General features: G+C 46.6%; 18 protein-coding genes. All 18 read left to right on the forward strand.

Annotation, left to right across the window (positions count from 1 at the left end; translation table 11 throughout):
• Positions 1-4: 4 nt before the first annotated feature.
• The 18 genes from J2T16_RS11440 (at position 5) to ftsA (ending at position 24,203) form a co-directional block, all read left to right on the forward strand.
• Positions 5-922 carry an ABC transporter permease gene (locus J2T16_RS11440; RefSeq protein ID WP_260510933.1) on the forward strand — a complete coding sequence of 306 codons (918 nt, stop codon included), beginning with the start codon at positions 5-7 and terminating at the stop codon, positions 920-922.
• 17 nt (positions 923-939) lie between these two features.
• Positions 940-2,709 carry an ABC transporter ATP-binding protein gene (locus J2T16_RS11445; RefSeq protein ID WP_154983191.1) on the forward strand — a complete coding sequence of 590 codons (1,770 nt, stop codon included), beginning with the start codon at positions 940-942 and terminating at the stop codon, positions 2,707-2,709.
• Positions 2,710-2,864: 155 nt separating this feature from the next.
• On the forward strand, positions 2,865-4,496 hold the full coding sequence (bshC, locus tag J2T16_RS11450; RefSeq protein WP_336120550.1) for a bacillithiol biosynthesis cysteine-adding enzyme BshC: 1,632 nt from the start codon (positions 2,865-2,867) through the stop codon (positions 4,494-4,496).
• A 61-nt stretch (positions 4,497-4,557) separates the two neighbouring features.
• Positions 4,558-5,823, forward strand: coding sequence for an adenosylhomocysteinase (locus tag J2T16_RS11455; protein WP_154888095.1), 1,266 nt, complete (start codon positions 4,558-4,560; stop codon positions 5,821-5,823).
• Between the two features lie 276 nt (positions 5,824-6,099).
• Positions 6,100-6,537, forward strand: coding sequence for a division/cell wall cluster transcriptional repressor MraZ (gene mraZ, locus J2T16_RS11460; protein ID WP_154888632.1), 438 nt, complete (start codon positions 6,100-6,102; stop codon positions 6,535-6,537).
• Positions 6,538-6,555: 18 nt separating this feature from the next.
• On the forward strand, positions 6,556-7,506 hold the full coding sequence (rsmH, locus tag J2T16_RS11465) for a 16S rRNA (cytosine(1402)-N(4))-methyltransferase RsmH (RefSeq protein ID WP_336120549.1): 951 nt from the start codon (positions 6,556-6,558) through the stop codon (positions 7,504-7,506).
• 26 nt (positions 7,507-7,532) lie between these two features.
• Positions 7,533-7,958, forward strand: a complete 426-nt coding sequence (locus J2T16_RS11470; protein ID WP_145332060.1) for a hypothetical protein — start codon at positions 7,533-7,535, stop codon at positions 7,956-7,958.
• A gap of 12 nt (positions 7,959-7,970) precedes the next feature.
• A complete protein-coding gene (locus tag J2T16_RS11475) occupies positions 7,971-10,319 on the forward strand; it encodes a penicillin-binding transpeptidase domain-containing protein (RefSeq protein ID WP_336120546.1) in 2,349 nt (782 codons plus the stop codon).
• 152 nt (positions 10,320-10,471) lie between these two features.
• Positions 10,472-12,367, forward strand: a complete 1,896-nt coding sequence (locus J2T16_RS11480; RefSeq protein WP_420874671.1) for a stage V sporulation protein D — start codon at positions 10,472-10,474, stop codon at positions 12,365-12,367.
• A gap of 173 nt (positions 12,368-12,540) precedes the next feature.
• The gene (locus tag J2T16_RS11485; protein WP_090923757.1) at positions 12,541-14,028 is read left to right on the forward strand and encodes a UDP-N-acetylmuramoyl-L-alanyl-D-glutamate--2,6-diaminopimelate ligase; all 1,488 of its coding nucleotides are present in this window, start codon (positions 12,541-12,543) and stop codon (positions 14,026-14,028) included.
• Positions 14,028-15,440 carry a UDP-N-acetylmuramoyl-tripeptide--D-alanyl-D-alanine ligase gene (locus J2T16_RS11490; protein ID WP_499018471.1) on the forward strand — a complete coding sequence of 471 codons (1,413 nt, stop codon included), beginning with the start codon at positions 14,028-14,030 and terminating at the stop codon, positions 15,438-15,440. Before J2T16_RS11485 ends, J2T16_RS11490 begins: the two co-directional genes overlap by 1 nt.
• 12 nt (positions 15,441-15,452) lie before the next feature.
• Positions 15,453-16,421, forward strand: a complete 969-nt coding sequence (gene mraY, locus J2T16_RS11495; RefSeq protein ID WP_090923756.1) for a phospho-N-acetylmuramoyl-pentapeptide-transferase — start codon at positions 15,453-15,455, stop codon at positions 16,419-16,421.
• A gap of 3 nt (positions 16,422-16,424) precedes the next feature.
• Positions 16,425-17,846, forward strand: a complete 1,422-nt coding sequence (murD, locus tag J2T16_RS11500) for a UDP-N-acetylmuramoyl-L-alanine--D-glutamate ligase (protein WP_499018356.1) — start codon at positions 16,425-16,427, stop codon at positions 17,844-17,846.
• A gap of 48 nt (positions 17,847-17,894) precedes the next feature.
• Positions 17,895-18,992, forward strand: a complete 1,098-nt coding sequence (gene spoVE, locus J2T16_RS11505; protein ID WP_154888105.1) for a stage V sporulation protein E — start codon at positions 17,895-17,897, stop codon at positions 18,990-18,992.
• Between the two features lie 8 nt (positions 18,993-19,000).
• Complete coding sequence (murG, locus tag J2T16_RS11510) at positions 19,001-20,110, forward strand: undecaprenyldiphospho-muramoylpentapeptide beta-N-acetylglucosaminyltransferase (protein WP_154888107.1); 1,110 nt, start codon at positions 19,001-19,003, stop codon at positions 20,108-20,110.
• Positions 20,111-20,522: 412 nt separating this feature from the next.
• Positions 20,523-21,806, forward strand: a complete 1,284-nt coding sequence (murA, locus tag J2T16_RS11515; RefSeq protein WP_221789137.1) for a UDP-N-acetylglucosamine 1-carboxyvinyltransferase — start codon at positions 20,523-20,525, stop codon at positions 21,804-21,806.
• Between the two features lie 59 nt (positions 21,807-21,865).
• Entirely contained in the window at positions 21,866-22,633 is a 768-nt protein-coding gene (locus tag J2T16_RS11520) for a cell division protein FtsQ/DivIB (protein WP_090923799.1), read from the forward strand.
• A gap of 295 nt (positions 22,634-22,928) precedes the next feature.
• A complete protein-coding gene (gene ftsA / locus J2T16_RS11525) occupies positions 22,929-24,203 on the forward strand; it encodes a cell division protein FtsA (protein WP_090923752.1) in 1,275 nt (424 codons plus the stop codon).
• Positions 24,204-24,346: the final 143 nt, after the last annotated feature.

Here is a 24,346-nt window from a genome sequence, read left to right on the forward strand (position 1 = left end):
TGGCATGAATAATAACAATAATGGAACGGCGAATACTGACCTGAACAGTCAGGCAGCGGTAAAGCCGCAAGAAAGTATTTCCCTTTTTAGAGACGCGATGTACAGACTGGCAACCAATAAAGCCGCAATGATTAGCCTTGGTGTGCTGGTGCTTGTTGTATTGTTTGCTATAATTGGACCAACTTCTTTGTTTACGAAGTACAATTATTATTCGAATGATCTGCTTAATTCGAACGCTGCTCCAAGTGCGGATCACTGGTTTGGTACAGATGATCTGGGCCGTGATGTGTGGGTAAGAACATGGGTAGGCGCACGTGTCTCCTTGACAGTAGGTTTGGCTGCGGCGTTAATTGACCTTGTGATCGGGGTTATCTACGGTGCGATCATGGGTTTCTACGGTGGACGAGTTGATGGGATTATGAATAAGTTCTCCGAGATTTTGTATTCTTTGCCTTACATGTTGGTTGTTATCTTGTTGCTGGTTGTTTTGGAGCCAAGTCTTACAACGATTATTATTGCGCTTACCATTACAGGCTGGATTAGTATGTCCTGGATTGTACGTGGTGAGATTATGCAACTGAAAAATAGAGACTTTATCCTTGCTGCAAGATCGATGGGTGCAAGTACTGGACGTCAATTGTTCCGTCACTTGTTGCCAAATGCGGTTGGACCGATTATCGTTACATTGACATTGTCTATTCCAAATGCGATCTTTGCAGAGGCGTTCTTGAGCTTCCTCGGTCTGGGTGTATCTGCACCAAGATCTTCCCTTGGATCCATGATTAATGATGCACTTACAGGCTGGACGCTTTATCCATGGCGGATGTGGTTCCCGGCTGGTTTGATGGTTATTACAATGCTTGCATTTAATTTGCTCGGTGATGGACTGCGGGACGCACTTGATCCGAAATTACGTAAATAGAAAGAGGAGGTGGGATTATGGAGCCGATTTTAACAGTCAAAGACTTAAGTGTATCGTTTTCGACGCGCTCGGGTGAATTTGATGCCGTTAAAAATGTGAGTTTCGAAATTGGCAAAGGAGAAACGCTAGGGATCGTAGGTGAATCCGGTAGTGGTAAGAGTGTTACCGCCCAGACGATCATGAAATTGATCCCTTCCCCGCCTTCGAAGGTTAAGAGCGGAGATATTACGTTTCACGGGCAGGATCTGTTGAAAAAGACAGATAAACAAATGGAAGCCATTCGTGGTAAAGATATCGGTATGATATTCCAGGATCCAATGACTTCCTTGAATCCTACTATTAAAATTGGTAAACAGATTACAGAAGTATTGCGTAAACACCAAAACATGTCCAAGCAGGCAGCGAACAAAGCAGCTCTTGAGATGCTTGAACTTGTAGGTATCAAAAATGCAGCGATTCGCATGAATCATTATCCGCACCAATTCTCTGGTGGTATGCGTCAACGTGCGATGATTGCAATTGCACTTGCCTGTCGTCCGTCTTTGCTGATTGCGGATGAGCCTACAACAGCACTCGACGTTACCATTCAGGCTCAAATTCTGGATGTCATGAAAGACATGCAGAAAAAGCTTGGAACATCCATTATGCTGATTACGCATGATCTTGGCGTTGTAGCGGGCATGTGTGACCGTGTGGTTGTCATGAAGGAAGGCGAAGTTGTAGAAACAGGGACAACAGCTGAAATCTTCAGTAACCCACAGCATCCTTATACGATTAAATTGTTGAACGCTCTCCCGCGTTTGGACGAGCCGAAAAAAGAAAAGCCAACTCCGGCAGGTATTGTCAAAGGAAGTAACAAACCTTTGGTTCAAGTGAAAAATTTGAAACAATACTTTAACCTTGGCAAAGGTAACATCCTTAAAGCTGTAAATGATGTGAGCTTCGACATCTTTGAAGGAGAAACCCTTGGTGTTGTAGGTGAGTCAGGTTGCGGAAAATCGACGACTGGACGCACCATTCTGCGCCTTTATGAGCCAACTGGCGGAAGTGTGAACTTCAATGGTACGGATATTTACAAATTGTCTCCACGCAAGATGAAAGAAATGCGTAAAGACATGCAGATGATTTTCCAGGATCCATATGCTTCACTGAACCCGCGTTTTAACGTTATGGATATTATCGGAGAGTCTTTGGATATTCACGGGCTGGCAACAAGCTCTAAAGAACGTAAGAGACGTGTAGAAGAGCTGTTGGACCTCGTAGGTCTTAATCCAAGTCATGCTTTGCGTTATCCGCATGAATTTTCCGGTGGACAAAGACAGCGGATCGGGATTGCTCGTGCTCTTGCCGTTGATCCTAAATTTATCATCTGTGATGAGCCGCTTTCTGCACTGGATGTATCCATTCAAGCTCAGGTTGTTAAATTGCTTGAGGAGTTGCAGCAACGTCTTGGGTTGACGTACCTCTTTATCGCCCATGACTTGTCCATGGTGAAACATATCAGTGACCGTGTTGCGGTTATGTATATGGGTAAAGTAGTAGAATTGGCTGAGAGTGAAGAACTGTACGCGAATCCAATTCATCCATACACCAAAACATTGCTTTCTGCGATCCCTGTTCCAGATCCGGAAGTGGAAGCAAATAAACGTCGCATTTTATTGCCGGATGAACAATCTGGACCAATCCAGAATGCTTCGGGCGGTCCTAAAAATGACCCGTATAATTTGGAAAATGCTCAATTGATTGAGGTTTCCAAAGGACACTGGGTTGCAGAACCTTACGTATAATAGTTTCGAAAACGAATATGCTATTATATACATCATAACCGCCGATTTAAATCGGCGGTTTTTTTCATATATTTGTGACTTTGTTTTGACGAAGAGCTACTGAATTCGGTACAATCAAGGAAGGCTCTTTAGAAGCAGAATAGGAGGCAGACCTCATGAAAGGGATCACCGAGGCGCTCCGCAGCGGATCAAAGCTTGCAGAAGATTATCTCTGTACGACAGATGCTGCGCGAAGCCTTTATGAATATGACATTCGCTGGGAAAACGGCCTCCACGCGCGTGCTGAATGGCTGAAACAATCGGAGCATACACGTGTTGACCGTCATGAACTGGCGGCGTATTTACGTTTATATAATAAGCGAGTAAATGATCATGACAAGGTTCATGCTTCGATTACCCGCCTAGTTGAAGAAGATGCACTCGTCGTTACGGGTGGACAACAGAGTGGCTTGTTCACCGGACCATTGTTTGTGATATACAAAGCAGCCAGTGTGGTCGCCGCTGCGCGTGAAGCTGAACAGCAATTGAAACGTCCTGTAATTCCAGTGTTCTGGATTGCGGGAGAAGACCATGACTGGGATGAGGTAAATCATACGTATTTGCCTGATAAGCAAGGACAGATTCACAAAGTTAAACTGCAAGGGCATTTTAAAGGTAAGGACTCGGTAAGTTATGTGGAAGTAAAGTGGGATCAGTGGGAAACGGTGTTGAATCAAGTGGAACAATTATTGCCTGATACCATGCATAAGCCTGGATTAATAAAGCTGATCACAGAAATCCATCAGTCGAGTACGAATCTAAGTGATGCGTTTGCGCGAATGATATCGGCCTTGTTTGCAAAGACTGGACTGGTACTCATGGATGCTGCCGATCCTGAATTGCGTAAGTTAGAAAAGCCCATATTTGAGCGTTTGATCCGGAAGAATAACTCGTTGCGGGAAGCCTATTTACAAGGGGCATCGCTTGTAGAACAAGCGGGTTATTCGATATCAGCAGAAGTGGCGGAAGATGGGGCCAACCTCTTTTATATTCATGAAGGCACCCGTTTGCTTTTGATGCTGAAAGATAACTTGTATCAGGATCGTAAGGGGTTAGTTTCCTTTACAGAAGAACGTTTGTTACAAGAATTGGAAGATCACCCTGAGCGTTTTAGTAACAACGTACTCACCCGTCCTTTGATGCAAGATTCATTGTTGCCTGTGGCTGCTGTTATTTTAGGGCATGGAGAAATTGCATATTGGGGTCTTACACGTGAGGCGTTCCGTACTTTTGGGCTACAAATGCCGATATTATTGCCTCGTCTATCCTTCACGATTATGGAGGAAGTGCAACACAAATATATGAAACAATACGGACTTTCTTTCCAGGATGTACAGAACCAACTGGAAGAAAAGAAAGCACAATGGCTAACGCAGCAGGAAACTTTCCAAGTTGATGAACAATTCACGCAGATCCGTGAGCAGTTTATGACGCTCTATCGTCCGCTATTGGATCAGGTTGCAGAAGTGCATCCCGGATTGAACCGCATTGGTGAAGCGAATTTAGCCAAAATGAATGAACAGATTCAGTATCTGGAGCGTCAGGTTCGCAAGGCAATCGAGGATAAACATCAAGTGAGTTTGAGGCATTGGAACGGTATTCAGAATGCTCTGTTCCCAATGGGCAAACCCCAGGAACGAGTACATAATGCACTCTTTTACCTGAATCGTTATGGAACGGACTGGATTGAGGAATTGATTAAAGCATCTGCTGAATTCCGGGGCGAACACAAGGTTATATCCTTATAAGTATCTATTTAGATTATATTGATTTTTATAATAGAAGAAACACATTTGAGGAGGAGATAAAGTGACCACATCTTCATTACAAAACAGTATCGTCAAAGATATGGGACTTGCTGCAGAGGGCCATTTGAAAATTGATTGGGTTGAGGCGCATATGCCGGTTTTAAACCGGATTCGTCGTCAATTTGAACAGGATTTGCCTTTTAAAGGTCTAAAGGTAGCGATTTGCCTTCACCTGGAAGCTAAAACCGCATATCTGGCAAAAGTCATTCAGGCTGGTGGTGCTGAAGTGACGATCACACATAGTAACCCGTTGTCTACTCAAGATGATGTATGTGCGGCTTTGGTAGAAGACGGTGTGACTGTTTATGCGAAATATAATCCTGAACCAGCTGAGTTCAAAGCACTGCAACTCCGTGCTCTTGAAGTGAAGCCTGATCTCATTATTGATGATGGTGGGGATTTTGCAACTATTATTGCTTCCGAACGTCCTGATCTTGCAGCTACGATTCGCGGGGGCGCAGAAGAAACGACAACAGGCATTATTCGTTTGAAGGCACTGGCGAAAGAAGGACAACTGAAATTCCCGATGGTTGCGGTAAATGACGCATATTGCAAGTATTTGTTTGATAACCGCTATGGTACTGGGCAATCCGCTTTTGACGGTATTATTCGGACAACGAACCTGGTGGTTGCAGGTAAAAATGTTGTCGTAGCTGGGTATGGCTGGTGTGGTAAAGGTGTGGCTATGCGTGCAAAAGGTTTGGGTGCCAATGTCATTGTAACTGAAATCGACCCAATCAAAGCCGTGGAAGCACATATGGATGGTTTCCGGGTTATGACGATGCTGGAAGCAGCAAAGTTGGGTGATTTCTTTATTGCTGTGACAGGCAACAAGGACGTCATTACAGGTGAACATTACGATGTTATGAAAGACGGAGCTATTCTGAGTAATGCAGGTCACTTCGATGTTGAGGTTAACAAACCGGAGCTTGCCAAACGTTCTGAGTCTATTCGTACCGTTCGTCGCAACATTGAGGAGTACCGTTTCAAAGATGGTCGTAAAATGTATCTGCTCGCGGAGGGACGCTTGGTAAATCTGGGAGCTGCTGACGGACATCCGGCCGAGATCATGGACACTACGTTTGCACTGCAGGCATTAGGTTTGCGTTATGTGAGCGAAAACTATGAATCTCTTGGTAAAAACGTAGTGAACGTTCCTTACGAAATTGACCAGCAAGTGGCGAGTTACAAGCTGGAGAGCCTGAACATTGCCATTGATTCTTTGTCCGCTGAGCAAGAAAAGTACCTCGATAGTTGGAAATTTTAAAGGGTTATCCAATAATTACAAACGGATAAACTGTTTCAAAAGTAGTAGAATGGTGTATTGACGATATGGCTCATGTACGGGTGCACATACGATCACCCGTAACCGGGAAACGTCTTTGGTCCTGAATGACAGGATCGAAGGCGTTTTTTTCGGTGAAATCAAATAAAAAAACAGAAAAGTCAAGAAGGGTTTTGATTTTTTTAACCGAATCTATTATGCTTAGGTGGTGGAAAGTGGGGCAAAGTGGGGGAAATGGGTGGGGGAGTGAGTGCGGCAATGTTTATGGGCGAGTTTCAACATAGCATTGATGATAAAGGTCGGGTCATTATTCCGGCTAAATTCCGCGAATCTCTCGGATCCACTTTCGTTGTCACACGAGGTTTGGACCAGTGTCTTTTCGTGTACCCCATGGAGGAGTGGGGGGTCATGGAACAGAAACTGAAAGCACTGCCGCTGATGAAATCCGACGCACGTGCGTTTACCCGGTTTTTTTTCTCAGGTGCAACTGAATGTGAACTGGATAAACAGGGCAGGGTAAATCTGCCGGGTAACCTGAGAGAGTATGCCAAATTGGACAAGGATTGCGTTGTTCTTGGTGTGTCGAACCGGGTGGAGATTTGGAGCAAAGGCATATGGGAAAGTTATTTTAATCAATCCGAAGAAGCATTCAACGACATTGCCGAAAAGCTGGTCGATTTCAATTTTGACTTATAAAGTAAGGAGGGGTGCAGGTTGTTTCACCACATAACCGTACTCAAAGAAGAGGCAACCGAGGGATTAAACATCAAGCAGGACGGTATATACGTGGACTGCACTTTAGGAGGGGCGGGACACAGTTCCGTGATCGCATCCAAGCTAGGTCCGGGGGGACGTCTGATCGCACTTGATCAGGATGACTGGGCTTTGGACAATGCACGCGAGAAGCTCGCTGCTTATGAAAACCAGGTTACATTGGTGAAAACCAATTTTAGAGATTTGGAGCAGGTTCTCAAAGACCTTGATGTTCCTATGAAGGATGGTGTACCACAGGTTGACGGAATTCTGTATGACCTTGGTGTGTCATCTCCACAGTTTGACGAAGGAGAACGTGGATTCAGTTACAATCACGATGCACCGCTTGATATGCGTATGGACCAAGATGCACTTCTGACAGCCAAAGAGATTGTGAATGAATGGCCGGAAGAAGAGATTGCGCGAATTCTGTATCGCTATGGTGAAGAGAAGTTTTCCAGACGGATTGCTCGTGTTATTGTGAATCAACGTAGTCAGTCTGAGATCGAAACGACAGGTGAACTTGTGGAATTGATCAAAGAAGGTATTCCTGCAGCAGCCCGCCGTACAGGTGGACATCCTGCGAAGCGAAGTTTTCAGGCGCTGCGTATTGCTGTGAATGATGAACTGGGGGCTTTTGAAGAAGGACTGCATCAGGCTGTTCGTTGTTTAGCGCCAGGGGGGCGCGTATCTGTTATCACCTTCCATTCCCTTGAGGACCGGATATGTAAACAGATCTTCAGCAGCTATCTTGAAAAATGTACATGTCCACCTGACTTTCCGTTATGTGTATGCGGTGGTAAAGGGACTTTACGTCTCGTCAATCGAAAACCGTTGATTCCATCAGAAGCGGAACTGACCGAGAACTCTCGTGCGCGATCAGCCAAGCTGCGTGTAGCTGAGAAATTGTAGAACAAAAGAGGAGGAGGAGCCTTCAAATGGCATATACACGTGGCAATCTAGCGGTCAAAGAAAAAGCCCAAGAACGTGTAACACAGCAAAGGTACAAGGAAACTACTAAAGTTGTGACACGTCGCACAGGTCTGCCAGGCCGCGAAAAGTTTTTATACCTGATCACACTCTTAGCCGTCATTATTGTGGGCGGTGCCCTGATGTCTCGTTACGCTCATATTTATGAGCTGAACAAGCAGGCTCAGTCGACCATTGTAAAAATTAAAGAGGCTGAGAAGACCATTGCCGACTTACAGGTGGAGAGAGAAACATTGAATAATCAGGTTGTCGAGAATGCAAAAAGACTGGGTTACGTGGAAGCTTCCGATAAGGATGTTATTTTTGTACCACGCTCAACAACGAATACATCGACAGGTACTGAATCATCCTCGAATGCAACCAGTGGCAAGTAAAGAGGTGTTTCGATGGTAAAAAGAATAAAAATGCGCACGTTGTTAATAGGGGGATTCATTACCCTCTTTTTTCTTGTACTCGTAACCCGTATATTTTTCATTCAGGTGGTTAATGGTGACAAATGGCAAGAGCGTGCGGCGGGTCTTATCGAAAGGGAACAGACGATCAAGGCTGCTCGCGGAACGATTACGGATCGAAACGGGAATGTGCTTGCCACGGATTCGCCGGCTTACACGGTTTCGGTTAACCCGCTTTTGATTAATCAACTAGGTATTGAGGACGAAGTGACGAAGAAGCTATCGGCACTGCTCAAGAAAAACGAGAGTGAGATGCGAGCTCTTGTTACAGCAAAAAATAAAGACGGGAAGTTTTTTCAACAACGCGAAGTACGCAGTGAAGGATACAAAATTAGTCCTGCACTTGCTGAAAAGGTCAATGAGTTGCGCGAAGAGCTTCAGGAGCAACACAAGGCAAGAAATGCGATCGTCATGACGCAGGAGTCCAAACGTTTTTATCCGGAAGAGTCGCTGGCCTCTCATGTGCTAGGTTATATGAGTCGTGATGGCAAAGCTGTCAATGGGCTGGAAGTCTCGTATGATGACGTGCTGACAGGCACAGATGGTTTCCTGAATTACCAGAAGGATGCGAAAGGCATCAAACTTCCGGATTCACAAGATAATTATTTGCCTCCGAAAAACGGTAAAAACCTGAAACTGACGATTGATGATACGATCCAGTTTTACATTGAAAGTGCAATGAAAGAGACAATTGCGAAATATAACCCGCTGAGTATGACCGTCATTGCGGCTGATCCAAACACGATGGAGATTCTGGGGATGGCCAACTGGCCGACCTTTAATCCGAATACGTATGCGAGCACACCGGATCAGAAAAATTTTATCAACCATGCAACGCAGTCGATCTATGAACCAGGTTCTACGTTCAAAATTGTGACACTTGCGGGAGCCGTGGAGGAAAAACTGTTTGATCCGAATGCAACGTTTGAATCCAAGCGCATATACATCGGTGGTTTCCCGATTAGTGATAACGGACATACGTACGGAAGAATCTCTTACCTTGAAGGTGTCAAACGCTCCAGTAACATCGCTTTTGTTAATCTGGGGTACAACATGCTCGGGGGAGAGCGACTGCGTCACTATATCGATCAGTTTGGTTTTGGTAAAAAGACGGGCATTGACCTGCCAAGTGAAGCGGCTTCGCCAATCAAACCCTTGGTATACAAGTCAGAGATTGCTACCGCTGCATATGGTCACGGTCTCGTACAAGTGACGCCGATCCAGCAGTTATCAGCCATCTCGGCCATTGCAAACGGCGGTAAGTTGCTCCAGCCTCATCTCGTGAAGGAGATCATTAATCCGAATGATGGCACAACGGAAGCAATCAAACCGAAAGTGATTAGACAGGTCATCTCTAAAGAATCGGCCAAGCTTGTTGGCGGGTATCTGGAGCAGGTCGTAGCAGATCAGACGATCGGTACAGGACGTAATGCCTATATTGAAGGATACCGGGTTGCAGGCAAGACAGGGACAGCGCGAAAAGTTATCAACGGTCAATATAGCAAAAACAAAGACGTCGTTTCGTTTATTGGATTTGCACCAGTCAACAATCCGAAGATTGCGATGTTGATTGTGATTGACCAGCCAGATGGCACAAACATTGGCGGAGGAACTGCAGCGGCTCCAGTGTTCAAGAAGGTTGTAAGCCAGACGTTGCAATATATGGGTATACCGAAAGATACAGCCAAAACGACAGACAAAAAGTCAAAAGAAGCTCCTGTTGTACAGGCTAAGGCTCCAGACTTGAGTGGTAAAACGGCCAAACAGGCCAGAAGCCAGCTTCTCAACTCCGGAATTGCTTATGTCACGCTTGGTCAGGGTGAAAATGTGATTCGCCAGTATCCACAAGCAGGTGCTTCGATGAATCCAGGTCAACGAGTCTACCTACTGACGGAAGAGAGCAGTAAAATGAAGATTCCAGATCTGACGGGTGAATCGCTTCGTGATGCGTTGGAGGTTCTCTCACTGATGAAGGTAGGCGTAACAGTCAAGGGTGAGGGATACGTCGTGAAACAGAAGGAGCAGGTATCGGGTGAGCAACGAACGGTGCAGTTAACCTTACAGACAGCGAAGGCAGCGGTAACCGGTATAGCTGATGAAGCTCCAGATTCTTCTGATCCGAATGCGAAAAACCAGGACAACAATACGAAAACAGCTGATGAGGGTAAAACGGATGGGGATGATCCGCCGGGAAGTGCCTCAAATCAGAGTCAGACTGACAAGCAAAAGGGTCAAGACGAAACATCTGGTAAACCAGCCACTGAAGGGGCTTCCCTGCCATAGACTGTATAGACAGCTTGTTCTAACCCCCGGTTGTCCTGAATATTCATGAATGAGACAGTTCATGATTTTGGGACGAGTGGGGGGATCTTTTCGTGAAGGGAACAAGTGTGAATCTGCGCCGCAGGTTGCTGTGGAGTTTGTTAATTCTGGTTATGTTATTTTCGGCCTTGGTCATCAGGCTTGCTTATGTTCAGTTGGGGAAAGGGCCGGAACTATCGGCCAAAGCGGAAGAATCCTGGCGTCGTAATATTCCGTACACAGCTAAAAGGGGAGAGATTCTGGATCGAAACGGGACATCTTTAGCCTACAATGTGACAACCCCAACAATCATGGCGATCCCGGCTCAAGTTAAAGAAGCGGAGACCACAGCCAGGGCGCTGGCACCGCTACTAGGTATGACAGAAGAGAAAGTACTGGCAACCATCAAGAAACGAGAATTGATTGTAAGACTACAACCCGGTGGCCGCAAAATTACGATGGAGAAAGCTCAGCGCATCCGTGATTTGAAGCTCCCGGGTATCGTTGTTGCCGAGGATAACAAACGTTTCTATCCGTATGATGATCTGGCTGCTCATATTCTCGGATTTACAGGGATTGATAATCAGGGACTGACTGGTGTTGAAAAAAGATATGACGACAAGCTGAATGGTTTAAATGGCAGTGTATCCTACTTGTCCGATGCGGCCGGAAGGCTCATGCCGGGCTCATCTGAGAAGTATGTGGAACCGAAGGACGGGCTCAACCTCAAGCTGACCATTGATAAATCCATTCAATCTATTATGGAACGGGAATTGGATCAGGCGATGGTTAAGTTTCAGGCTAATTCCGCTTTGGCTATTGCAATGAATCCCAAAACAGGCGAAATTCTAGGGATGTCTAGCAGACCGGGCTACGAGCCGGCAGATTATCAGCAATATCCTTCAGAAATTTATAACCGGAACTTGCCCATCTGGATGACGTATGAACCAGGTTCAACTTTCAAAATTATTACACTGGCTGCTGCGTTGCAAGAAAAAAAGGTAAATCTGCAACAGGATCAATTTTTTGATCCCGGATTTGTAGAAGTCGGCGGAGCACGCTTGCGCTGTTGGAAGAAAGGTGGACATGGAAGCCAGACTTTCCTTCAGGTGGTGGAGAACTCCTGCAACCCCGGATTTGTTGCTTTGGGGCAGAAGCTTGGTAAGGAATCGTTGTTCTCCTACATTAAAAATTTCGGTTTTGGTGCCAAAACCGGGATTGATCTTAGCGGAGAAGCAAGTGGTATTCTTTTCAAATTAGCAAACGTAGGTCCTGTTGAACTTGCAACGACCGCCTTTGGGCAAGGTGTATCCGTAACTCCTATTCAACAAGTAGCAGCGGTATCGGCTGCCATCAATGGTGGGAAGCTCTATAAACCTTACGTTACGAAAGCCTGGGTACATCCAGAAACCGGAGAGGTACTGGAAGAAGTACAGCCTGAACTCGTTCGTCAAGTCATCTCGGAGGATACGTCCAAAAAAGTACGAGAAGCACTAGAAAGTGTCGTGGCCAAAGGAACAGGACGTCCAGCTTTTATCGATGGTTACCGGGTTGGAGGTAAAACAGGTACAGCCCAGAAAGTTATTAATGGTCGTTATTCGTCGAGTGAACACATCGTTTCGTTTATTGGATTTGCTCCGGCTGATGATCCGCAGATCGTGGTGTACACCGCTGTAGACAATCCGAAGGGGATTCAGTTTGGCGGTGTTGTTGCAGCCCCAATCGTACAAAACATTCTGGAAGATTCGCTGCATTATATGAAAGTGCCTGTGCGTAAGGACCAGCTCGCGAAAGAGTACAAATATGGTGAAACCAAAATTGTGACGGTTCCTGATCTTACTGGGGCTACAGTGGAAGATTTGTACGAGGATCTCAACATGAATTTTATGCTCGCGAAGTCGGGCAGTGGCAAATACGTAATTAATCAGGCCCCTAAACCAGGAGCAAGAGTAGAGCAAGGCTCAACGATACGTATCTATATGGGTAACGTCCTGAAAGATGATGGGCATGATCATTCGAAGCACGAATAAAGTTCTCAAATGGAGCTTTAAGTAAGGATGCAATGTAGGCTTAAGCGGAGTTTCCTACTCCGACCGCAACAAAATTCAGGGGATCGCGTTTCATTATTTGGTGGTCTGGTCGATATTAATACTATAGGAATCTGTGGATACAGAAGTATATTTGGAAAAGTGAGGTTATTCATGTGCTTTTAAAACAGTTTGAATCCAAGTTGATTACCGCCCGTCTCGTGGGCGACCCCCATACAGAATGTCACAACCTTCAGACAGATTCCCGGCAAGTCAAACCGGGGGATCTGTTTATCTGTCTTCCGGGACATACGGTCGATGGACATGATTATGCAGATAAAGCAGTGCAGGCCGGAGCGTCTGCTCTCGTTGTGGAGCGGCAGCTTGACTTGCCTGTACCACAATTGATTGTAAGAGACAGTCGCTTTGCTATGGCTGTTTTGTCGGACTTCTTTTTCGAATCACCGAGTCACAAGATGAAAATGATCGGAGTAACGGGAACGAACGGCAAAACAACAACGACTTATTTGATTGAAAAAATTATGAGCGACTACGGTCAGAAAACCGGGCTGATCGGAACCATCCAGATGCGTTATGATGGACGCACTTACCCGATGTCGGGAACAACACCTGAAGCTCTGGATTTGCAACGTAGTTTGCATGATATGGTTCAGGCTGGTACGGAATGCTGTGTGATGGAAGTTTCTTCTCATGCATTGGAGCAAGGGCGGGTGAAAGGCACGGATTTCCGTACAGCAGTATTTACAAACCTGTCGCAGGATCATCTCGATTACCATCATTCCATGGAGGAATATCGCGGAGCTAAGGGGTTGTTTTTTGCTCGCCTGGGTAACGGTTATGCAGAAGATGCTTCCGAGCGGAAGTATGCAGTGATCAATGCGGATGATCCGGCTGCGGATTATTATATCTCTGTAACGGCTGCTGAGGTTATTACATACGGCATGGGAGAACAGGCGGATGTTCGTGCATCTGCAATTTCAATCACAGCTCAGGGGACGACCTTCCATGTAGATACCTTTGCGGGTAGCACAGACATTGAACTGCGTATGGTAGGCAAGTTCAACGTGTACAATGCAATGGCGGCCATCTCGGCAACGCTGGTGGAAGGTGTGCCACTGGAAGAGATCAAGCGTAGTCTGGAGACCGTACCGGGTGTGGATGGCAGGGTGGAAGCTGTCAATGAAGGCCAGGCATTCGCGGTCATCGTTGATTATGCCCATACACCTGATGGACTTGAGAATGTACTGCGTACAGTCAATGAGTTTGCGGAGGGCCGTGTCATTTGCGTATTTGGGTGCGGCGGTGACCGGGATCGCACAAAACGCCCATTGATGGGTAAAATTGCTGCGAAGTACAGTGACTTTGTATTAGTGACTTCTGACAACCCGCGGACGGAAGATCCCGATCTGATTCTAAAAGACATTGAGCAAGGTTTGCTGGAAGAGTCCGTTCCGTCTGAGCGTTACACAATGATCGTGGACCGGCGTCAGGCCATTCATGAAGCTATTGAAATGGCAAGCCCGGCCGATGTAGTATTGATTGCGGGCAAGGGTCACGAGACTTATCAAATTATCGGAACAACCAAGACCGATTTCGATGACCGGATCATAGCCAAAGAAGCGATAAGGGGCAAATCCAATTGATAAAACGAACATTGGCGCAAATCGCCGACATGTGTGGTGGCACACTAAGTGATGCCGCAGTTTATAGTGAAGTTATCGCCGAAGGGGTATTTACCGATTCACGTAAACCGGTGGCAGGCAGTTTGTTTATCCCTTTGGTAGGTGAACGTTTTGATGGGCATGAGTTTGTGCAGGCTTGTCTGGAGCAAGATGCTGCGGGGGCGTTGTGGCAAAAAAATCATGGTGCTCCGCCGCAGGGAGCCGTTATTTTGGTGGACGATACCCTGACTGCATTACAGGCACTTGCATCGGCTTATCTTCGTGAGAACAAGGCATCTGTTGTTGGCATTACAGGCAGTAACGGGAAAACAACAACCAAGGATATTGTAAACGCGCTTCTCTCTACCACATTCAAGGTGCATAAAACGCAGGGGAATTTCAACAATCATATCGGTCTGCCACTAACGGTATTGAGTATGACACCGGATACGGAGATCATTATTTTGGAGATGGGCATGAGCGGTCGCGGTGAAATCTATGACCTTTCTGTCATTGCTCAGCCGGATGTAGCAATCATCACGAATATTGGCGAATCCCATTTGCTTCAGCTTGGCTCAAGACTTGAAATTGCCAGAGCCAAGGCTGAAATTGCTGCTGGTATGAAACCTGGCGGATTACTCATATACAACGGAGACGAGCCTTTAATCGCGCAGGTGCTTGAAGAGTCTGCAACGAAGCAACCTGAAGGCATGCAGCGGTTTAGGTTTGGATTACAAACGGATAATAACGATTATCCAACTGGGCTTATGAATGCACAGCACGGGATGGTGTTTACAACCAAGCAGTCTGTCGACAAAGCTTATAACCTTCCCTTGCTGGGTACGCACAATGTAATTAACTGTCTGGCTGCCATGGCCGTAGCACGTCATTTTGGGGTGACTGAGGAAAATATGGCAAAAGGCTTGTCGCAGCTAAAATTGACAGGGATGCGTATTGAGGTCACCCAGGCGGTCAGCGGACTTACTCTCCTGAATGATGCATATAATGCAAGCCCGACTTCCATGAAGGCTGCTATAGATGTGTTGGAAGGGTTAAAAGGATATCGGATGAAAGTGGCTGTACTGGGAGATATGCTGGAGTTAGGTTCGGAGGAGCAGCAGCTTCATCATGAGATCGGGATGTATATTACTCCTGATAAATTGGATAAAGTGCTGGTATACGGTCCATTATCCGTGAATATTGCTGAGGGAGCAAAAAAGCATATGGTAGCTGAAGCTGTGCATGCTTTTGATAATAAAGAAGAATTGACCCGTTATCTGCTGGAGAATCTTCATCCGAAAGATGCAGTTTTGTTTAAAGCCTCGCGAGGCATGAAACTGGAGGATGTAGTTCAAACACTGCAGACGGCACCATTACAGAATCGAGTAGACTAGAGGGGTGAACCCATGGATTTTCAGGTATTACTGTTAACAATCGGCGTTTCATTTATTTTGGCGGTGATTGCCGCACCGCTACTTATTCCGCTTCTGCGGCGGATGAAGTTCGGACAGCAGGTCAGGGAAGACGGGCCTCAGAGCCATTTGAAAAAAAGCGGAACACCAACGATGGGCGGAGTTGTTATTTTACTTGCGTTCACGCTGGCGTTTCTTAAATTCTCAGCGGTCAAAAACACAGACTTTTATGTGTTGCTTGTCGCTACGCTTGGATTTGGTCTCATTGGTTTTTTGGATGACTATATCAAAATTGTATTCAAGCGTTCGCTTGGATTGACAGCCAGACAAAAAATGCTGGGGCAGCTGTTCTTCAGTGCCCTCATGTGTTATTTACTTATTCAAAATGGACACAGCACCGCGATTTCTATCCCGGGAACTTCGGTTTCGTTTGACTGGACGGGATGGTTTTATTATCCGTTTGTTGTCTTTATGATGCTGGCCATTACCAATGCGGTTAACTTTACGGATGGTCTGGATGGCCTTCTCTCCGGTGTCAGTGCGATTGCTTTTGGCGCGTTTGCTATTGTGGCAATGCAGGCAACGTCGATGCCGGCGGCGGTGTGTGCAGCTGCCATGATTGGGGCTGTTCTCGGATTCCTGGTTTACAATGCACATCCGGCCAAGGTGTTTATGGGCGATACGGGTTCGCTCGGAATCGGCGGTGCAATCGGCGCGATTGCAATCGTTACGAAGACAGAACTTCTGTTTCTGGTTATCGGCGGTATTTTCGTAATTGAGGTCCTTTCCGTTGTGATCCAAGTTGTATCCTTCAAAACCCGCGGTAAACGTGTATTTAAAATGAGCCCGATCCACCATCACTTCGAGCTTAGTGGCTGGTCAGAATGGCGGGTTGTCATTACCTTTTGGGCGGTAGGTGCTATTTTGGCCGCTCTTGGACTTTATCTCAACAAGGGGTTGTAAATTATGAATCATCCAGAAACATATCGCGGACAACAAGTCGTCGTGCTTGGGCTTGCGAAGAGCGGCGTACAAGTTGCCAAGGTGCTGTATCGTGCCGGGGCTAACGTTATCGTAAATGATAAAAAAGACAGGGAACAGTGTCCCGAAGCTTCCGAATTGGAGGCTTTGGGAATTTCTGTTGTATGCGGGGGCCATCCGGATGATCTCATTCATAGTGATGTGAAGCTGGTCGTCAAAAACCCCGGCATTCCTTATCAGGCTGCTCCTGTGCAGCAAGCTCTTGAATTAGGTATTGAGGTGGTAACCGAGGTGGAGGTTGCATATCACCTTTGCGGGGCACCTATGATCGGTATCACCGGTTCTAACGGAAAAACAACGACCACAACTTGGGTAGGAAATATGCTGGAACAAGCGGGCTTGAATCCCATTGTTGCTGGTAACATTGGAACCCCTCTCTGTGAAGCTGCAGAGCAGGCTACCGCTGATAACTGGATGGTCGTCGAACTAAGTAGCTTCCAGCTCAAAGGCACGGTAGAGTTTCGTCCGCGTATTGCTGCGCTTCTTAACGTGGCAGAGACCCATCTGGATTATCATGGCGGCATGGAAGATTACGTGGCTTCCAAAGCAAAGCTGTTTGCCAATCAGAAACCAGATGACGTCGCTGTTCTCAATTGGGATGATGCTGTATGCCGTGAACTCATTCCTTATATCAAAGCGAGGGTGATTCCGTTCTCATTGACGGAAAACCTGGAAACAGGCGTGTATGCAGATCCGCCTTATGTCGACGGAGAAGAGGATGATGTGAAACGTCAGGTGATCTATGCGGATGGTGCAGGCAATCGAGCAGTGATTATCGATGTGCAGGACATTGGCATACCTGGACGTTTTAATGTAGGCAATGCGCTTGCTGCAGTAGCTATTGCAATCGCAGCGGGTGCTGATCCGTCACAGCTGGCTGCTCCGCTAGCTGATTTCAGAGGTGTTGAACATCGACTGGAGTATGTGCTCAAGCATAATGGCTCAGTTTATTACAACAATTCGAAAGCTACCAATTCAAAAGCAACGGTCATGGCACTGAATTCCTTTAAGGAACCTGTTGTATTGATTGCAGGCGGACTAGATCGCGGTTCAGATATGATGGAGCTGTTGCCGGTATTGGAGGAGCGTGTCAAAGCGTTGGTGGTTCTTGGTGAAAACCGTGCTAAAATTGCTAAAGTCGCAGAACTGGCGGGACTAAAGCATATTAAGGTCGTCGATAATGAGGAGGACGCTGCCCGTACGTTGACGGTTGCTGTTCAGGAAGCAGCAAGTCTTGCCGAACCAGGGGATGTTGTTTTGTTATCCCCTGCGTGTGCAAGCTGGGACATGTTTGCCTCCTATGAAGAACGGGGACGCATTTTTAAAGAGGCGGCGCATAACTTGTAAGTAGGGGGGTGGAAAAGCCCCTACTTCCATGCAAGGGGTGGCCTCCTGATGAAACAGACGCGACCGGCGCCGGATATTTGGCTCCTGATTTGTATTTTGGCTCTGCTTGCCATCGGCATCATTATGGTGTACAGCGCAGGCTCAGTACTTGCGTTCCGAAACTATGGCGACTCATTTTATTTTGTGAAAAGGCAGATTTTATTCGCCGTGCTTGGGCTGGTAGCCATGTTTGTGACAGCGAATGTGGATTATAGGGTATGGCGAAAGTATGCCAAGCCGATTTTAATTATCTGTTTTATTATGCTCATTGCCGTATTAATTCCGGGAATCGGAGTCGTTCGCGGCGGTGCACGTAGCTGGCTGGGGATTGGCTCTTTCGGTATCCAGCCCTCCGAATTCATGAAACTGGGCATGATCTTGTTTTTGGCTCATTGGCTGAGCAAAGATCCTGGTAAAATTAAAACTTTTACAACGGGGCTGTTGCCTCCGCTTGGGCTAATGGGGCTTGCTTTTGGCATAATTATGTTACAGCCCGATTTAGGTACAGGCACCGTGATGATGGGGGCATCCATGCTTATCATTTTCACAACCGGAGCACGAATGAAACATCTCGCTCTGCTTGCTCTGGGTGGAGTTGCAGGATTCGCGGCACTTGTTGCAGCGGCACCTTATCGGTTGCAACGAATTACAGCTTTTCTGGATCCATGGTCAGATCCGCTTGGTGCAGGTTATCAGATCATTCAATCGCTCTATGCGATTGGTCCAGGTGGACTGGCTGGTCTCGGGCTGGGGATGAGTAGACAGAAGTACAGTTACGTGCCTGAACCGCAGACGGACTTTATATTTAGTATTTTGGCGGAAGAACTCGGTTTCATTGGTGGAATGATTGTATTATTATTGTTTCTGGTGCTGGTGTGGAGAGGAATGCGTGTAGCGATGACGGTTCCAGATTCCTTTGGCAGCCTGCTAGCTGTGGGGATTATCGGTATGGTTGCTGTGCAGGTCATTATTAATATCGGCGTGGTGATTGGACTTATGCCTGTCACAGGGATTACACTGCCGCTGATCAGTTATGGAGGTTCATCACTGACACTCATGCTCACCGCACTGGGCATATTATTGAATTTATCCCGTTATGCGAGGTGACTTATACGATGCGAGTCGTTCTTAGTGGTGGTGGCACGGGTGGGCATATCTATCCGGCCGTAGCCATAGCAAGACAATGTGAGGCGGAAAATGCCGACTCGACGTTTTTATACATTGGCGGTACACGAGGACTTGAAAGTAAGCTGGTTCCTCAGGAAGATATACCTTTTAAATCGATTGACATTACCGGTTTTCGGCGTAAGTTATCCTTTGAAAATGTGAAAACGATCATGCGATTCGTTCAAGGGGTAAGGAGATCTAAAAAAATGCTGAAGGAATTCAAGCCGGACGTTGTCATCGGTACGGGCGGATATGTCTGTGGTCCCGTTGTATATGCGGCGGCAAAGCTGGGAATTCCAAGCGTGATTCATGAACAGAATGCGATTCCAGGTCTGACGAACAAGTTTCTCATGCGTTATGTAGATACAGTTGCCGTCAGTTTTGAAGGTTCTGAAAAATCATTCTCTGGTGCAAAAAAGGTTATCTATACTGGAAACCCGCGGGCAACAACAGTAGCCCAGGCCAGTCGGGATCGTGGATTCGCCACATTAGGTGTTCCGATGGACAGCCGTGTTGTGCTAGTCGTTGGGGGGAGCCGGGGGGCTAAAGCGATTAATCAGGCGATGATTGAAATGGCACCGATGCTGGAACAGCTGGATGATGTACATGTTGTTTACGTTACAGGCGAGACCTATTTTGATGAAACCCGTGAAGCGATCCGTAGTTCTTTGGGAACGATGCCTAATCATCTGCATGTACTTCCTTATGTACATAACATGCCCGAAGTACTCGCTTGTACCTCTTTGATTGTGAACCGTGCAGGAGCCTCGTTCCTTGCGGAGATTACATCTCTTGGTATTCCGTCGATTCTGATTCCATCACCAAACGTAACCAACAATCATCAGGAGGCTAACGCGCGTACCCTTGAAAAAGGAGGGGCCTCACTCACAATGCTGGAGAGAGAGCTTACAGGCAAAGGCCTGTATGAAGCAATTGCAGGCATTATGAATGACGAATCAGGACGTAAGCAGATGGCAGAGGCTTCTCGAAAATTAGGGAAACCAGATGCGGCCAAAGTGCTTGTAAACGAAATTAAGCGTCTTGTTGCAAAACGATAATAGGTGTTTGGACGCATTTATGGGCGATTGTCACACACCAGACGGGACTGACATAAGATACGGTATAAATCGTGACAATCGTTCCATGATACCGCAGTACAGCATCATATCGGCAAAGGTGCAACTAGGGTGAAGACCGTGAATTCCCGACATGGTATTGCTGGCAATGACTGGTCGAACCGAGGGATGGATTGCGGAGCCTCATGGATCGGATGTGTCACGGATAATTCAATTCGCTGAGATTGACTGGGAACAATGGATATCCAATTTATTGTTCAATCAGGCCAAGCGACAGCAGAGGACGTCATCACCCTTATACAGTCTATTCAGAGCACTATATCATCTCATGGCGGTATCCACCGGGTACCGTATGTTATCGCAGTGGGTGAGCGTAAACCCCGGAGGTGATACATTGGACAAATTGGTGATTGAAGGTGGGAGACCCCTATCAGGATCCATACGCATCCATGGAGCAAAAAATGCCGCTTTACCGATTATGGCCGCAAGTTTGCTCGCAGACGGAGAAATTACGCTGCACAACGTTCCACACTTGCTGGACATCGAAGTAATGCTGTATATCCTGGAACGACTTGGATGCACATGTCGGCATGAGCAGGGAACAGTGACGATCAATACGTCGCTTGTCCGGTCACATGATGTGCCAGAGGATCTTATGAAGCAAATGCGGTCTTCCATTTTTCTGATGGGGCCATTGCTTGCGAGGTTTGGGAGAGTATCTGTATATCAGCCGGGTGGCTGTGCGATCGGAGAACGTAAAATTGATCTTCACCTCCGGGGGCTGGAAGCACTCGGAGCACAGATTGAAGAGCAAGATCAGCAAATTATCTGTCATGGAGCTAATCTGATAGGTGCGGATATTCATCTGGATTTTCCGAGTGTTGGAGCCACTGAAAACATCATGATGGCTGCTGTGCTTGCAGAAGGCACAACGACAATTTTCAACGCAGCGAGAGAGCCTGAAATTCAGGATTTGCAGCATTTTCTGAATGCGATGGGGGCACGAATTATGGGTGCCGGCACGGATACAATCACGATAAATGGTGTTGAGAAGTTGCAACCTTGCACCTATGAAATCATACCTGACCGGATTGTCGCTGGAACCGTTATGATTGCTGCTGCTGCAACCCGAGGCAATGTTACGCTTACACACTGCAATCCTGCACATCTTACTTCGCTTATACATGTGTTAAAGCGCACTGGTGTTCAAATCACAGTATGCAATGATATAATGACTGTGAGTTGTATGACCCGCCCAAAATCAGTGGATCGTATTGTGACTTCCCCGTATCCATCGTTTCCAACAGATCTTCAATCACAGATCATGGTGCTACTCAGTTTGGCAGATGGATTCAGCGTGATGAAGGAAACCGTGTTCGAAGGAAGATTTAAACATGTGGATGAACTGAATGTCATGGGAGCGGATATTTCGGTTGACCTGAATGCAGCTTTTATCCGTGGAGTTCCAAGACTATATGGGGCTACTGTAGAGGCGACAGATCTTCGTGCGGGTGCAGCTTTAGTTATTGCAGGTCTGGCGGCTCAAGGTAAAACCATTGTGGAGCAAGTGCATCACATTGACAGGGGATATGATCAGATCGAAAAGTTATTCCAGAGTCTTGGAGCCTCAGTGGAGAGACAGTCGACTGTTTCGAAACAGTTGGATTTTGCCAATTAACGTCCTTGGCGTCCCCTTCTTGGAAGAGGAGGGGGCCTGAGGCTTTGTGGAGCGTTATTATGCCTAAAAGTCAAATTCCGGTTCTCAAGGAGAATCGCCCAAAAGGAAACACAAGCCGTAAGATTGTAATTATCCTATTATTATTATTTATTGCATTGCTGGCTGTATTATTCTTTCGTTCTTCGGTAAGTCGCATATCAGCGATCGAAATTACGGGTAATGTATACACGGCCACTGCGGATTTACTTGAAAAGAGTGGTTTGAGGGAAGGCGATCAGTTTTTTGGAACAAGTGCTACTGAAATCATAGAACGTCTTAAAACGATTAAAGCTGTCTCAACAGTTACTGTGGACAAGCAATTTCCGGGTACGATTCATATCAAGGTTCAGGAGTTTCCTACAGTCGCTTATGAACTGGACACAACCGGGGCGCTTAAAGCCATATTGTCTAATGGGACAAGCCTGAATGTTCCGCCAACGATCGGTGTTGCTGTAGAGAAGCCGATTCTGACACAATGGAAACCGAATGATCCGCTCAAGGCAAAGCTGAGTGAGGCGCTGGCTCAAATTCCAAATGAACTGACAACGGACATATCCGAAATTATTCCGAATCCGACACCCTCTTTTCCGGATCAGATTCGCATGTACACCAAATCACAGTTTGAAGTGATTACAACGATATCGCTGTTAACGGATAAAGTGGAGTATTTGAATCAGGTGATCGAGACCGAACGACCTGGTAAAATTACGATGCTTGAGGCGGATACGTATGTCCCGTTTGTACCGGATAATCCTGAGGATGACGCTGAGCCGGGAGCAGGGCAATGATGCATGTTGCTGATTGGCGGTTTATTGCGTAAAAGTGTAGACAGGATCGGGCTTTAGCACCGGTTGATGTGTGAAACTTGTTCTTTCTGAGATGAAGAAAAAATGGTACACTTGAACTTACGGCACATGAGTTGCCTCCTTCTTTTTTCTTCAAAGTTTTATGTTTCACATCCAGAACTTGGCACCCAAAAAAATTGTAGAAAAAAGAGGGAAAGCCTAAGCTGTGTTGAATATGTTTTAATGTGTGTTTAAACCCGAACGTATTTTACTATTGGAGTCAGGAGGTGCCACAGACTTGAGCAACAATGACATCATTGTTAGTTTGGACATCGGTACATCCAAAATTCGCGCTATTATTGGGGAAATTAATAATGGAACCTTTAATATTATTGGAGTTGGATCTGCCGACTCGGAAGGAATTCGCAAAGGTGTAATCGTAGATATCGATCAGACGGTGCAGTCGATTCGCAATGCAGTCGATCATGCAGAACGTATGGTAGGTATTCAAATATCCGAAGTATATGTTGGAATCTCAGGCAATCACATCGGACTGATGAGCAGTCACGGTGTGGTGGCAGTATCGAACGAAGATCGTGAGATCGGAGAAGAAGACATGGAGCGGGTGTTGAAAGCAGCCGAAGTCATTGCGGTTCCGCCCGAACGGGAAATTATTGATGTTGTCGCCAAGCAATATGTTGTAGACGGCTTGGAAGGCATACAAGACCCGCGTGGTATGATTGGTGTTCGCCTGGAAGTTGAAGCAACCATCATTACGGGTGCTAAAACCGCGATACATAATCTGTTGCGCTGCGTGGAAAAAGCGGGATTAAAAGTGAGCGACCTGGTCCTCATGTCACTCGGAGCAGGTCAACTCGCCCTGTCCAAGGATGAGAAAACGATGGGCTCTGTGCTCGTGGATATCGGAGCAGGAGCAACAACCATTGCTATCTTTGAAGAGGATAGCCTAGTTGCGACTTCAACACTGCCAATCGGCGGGGAATTTGTAACCAATGATATTGCTTATGGTTTGCGTACTTTGACCGATCAAGCGGAGAAAGTTAAGCTGAAATATGGCTGTGCCTGGCTTGATGATGCTGCCGCAGATGTGATGTTCAAAGTGACGCGCATCGGCAGCAACGTGGACAAGGAGTTTTCCCAGGAAGATCTGGCGGCTATTATTGAGCCTAGGGTTCAGGAGATATTCCAGATGATCGGCACAGAGGTCAAACGCCTTGGTTACAACGAGCTTCCTGGCGGTTATATACTAACGGGAGGTACGGTCTCTATGCCTGGTGTTCTGCAAGTGGCACAGCATGAACTTGCTGCTTCGGTGCGTGTCGCCGTTCCGGATTACATTGGTGTGCGTGACCCTGGATATACAAGCGGCGTTGGTATTTTACACAATGTTATTCGCAGTTTGCGTATCAGGCCCTCGAGCAGCAATGGCGGTAACAACAACACTAATAGCAAGAAACCGACGAACCGTCCGAAGCCAAATACGGCACAGGAATCGGAGCAAAAACCCGGTCTGTTCGAACGACTGAAGAATATGTTCAGTGAATTTATATAACAGGTTGGATCCATTTCATACATTCTTGAAGCCGTCTGAATGCGCTGGTACTAAAATAAACGCTTTCGTTCGTCGATATATGAAATTGATTCGGTTCAAATCAAAAATTGGACGGGCCATCCATGCACATTGAGGGGGAGATG

This window comes from Paenibacillus intestini, from assembly GCF_030803945.1.
Taxonomy (GTDB): Bacteria; Bacillota; Bacilli; order Paenibacillales; family Paenibacillaceae; genus Paenibacillus; species Paenibacillus polysaccharolyticus.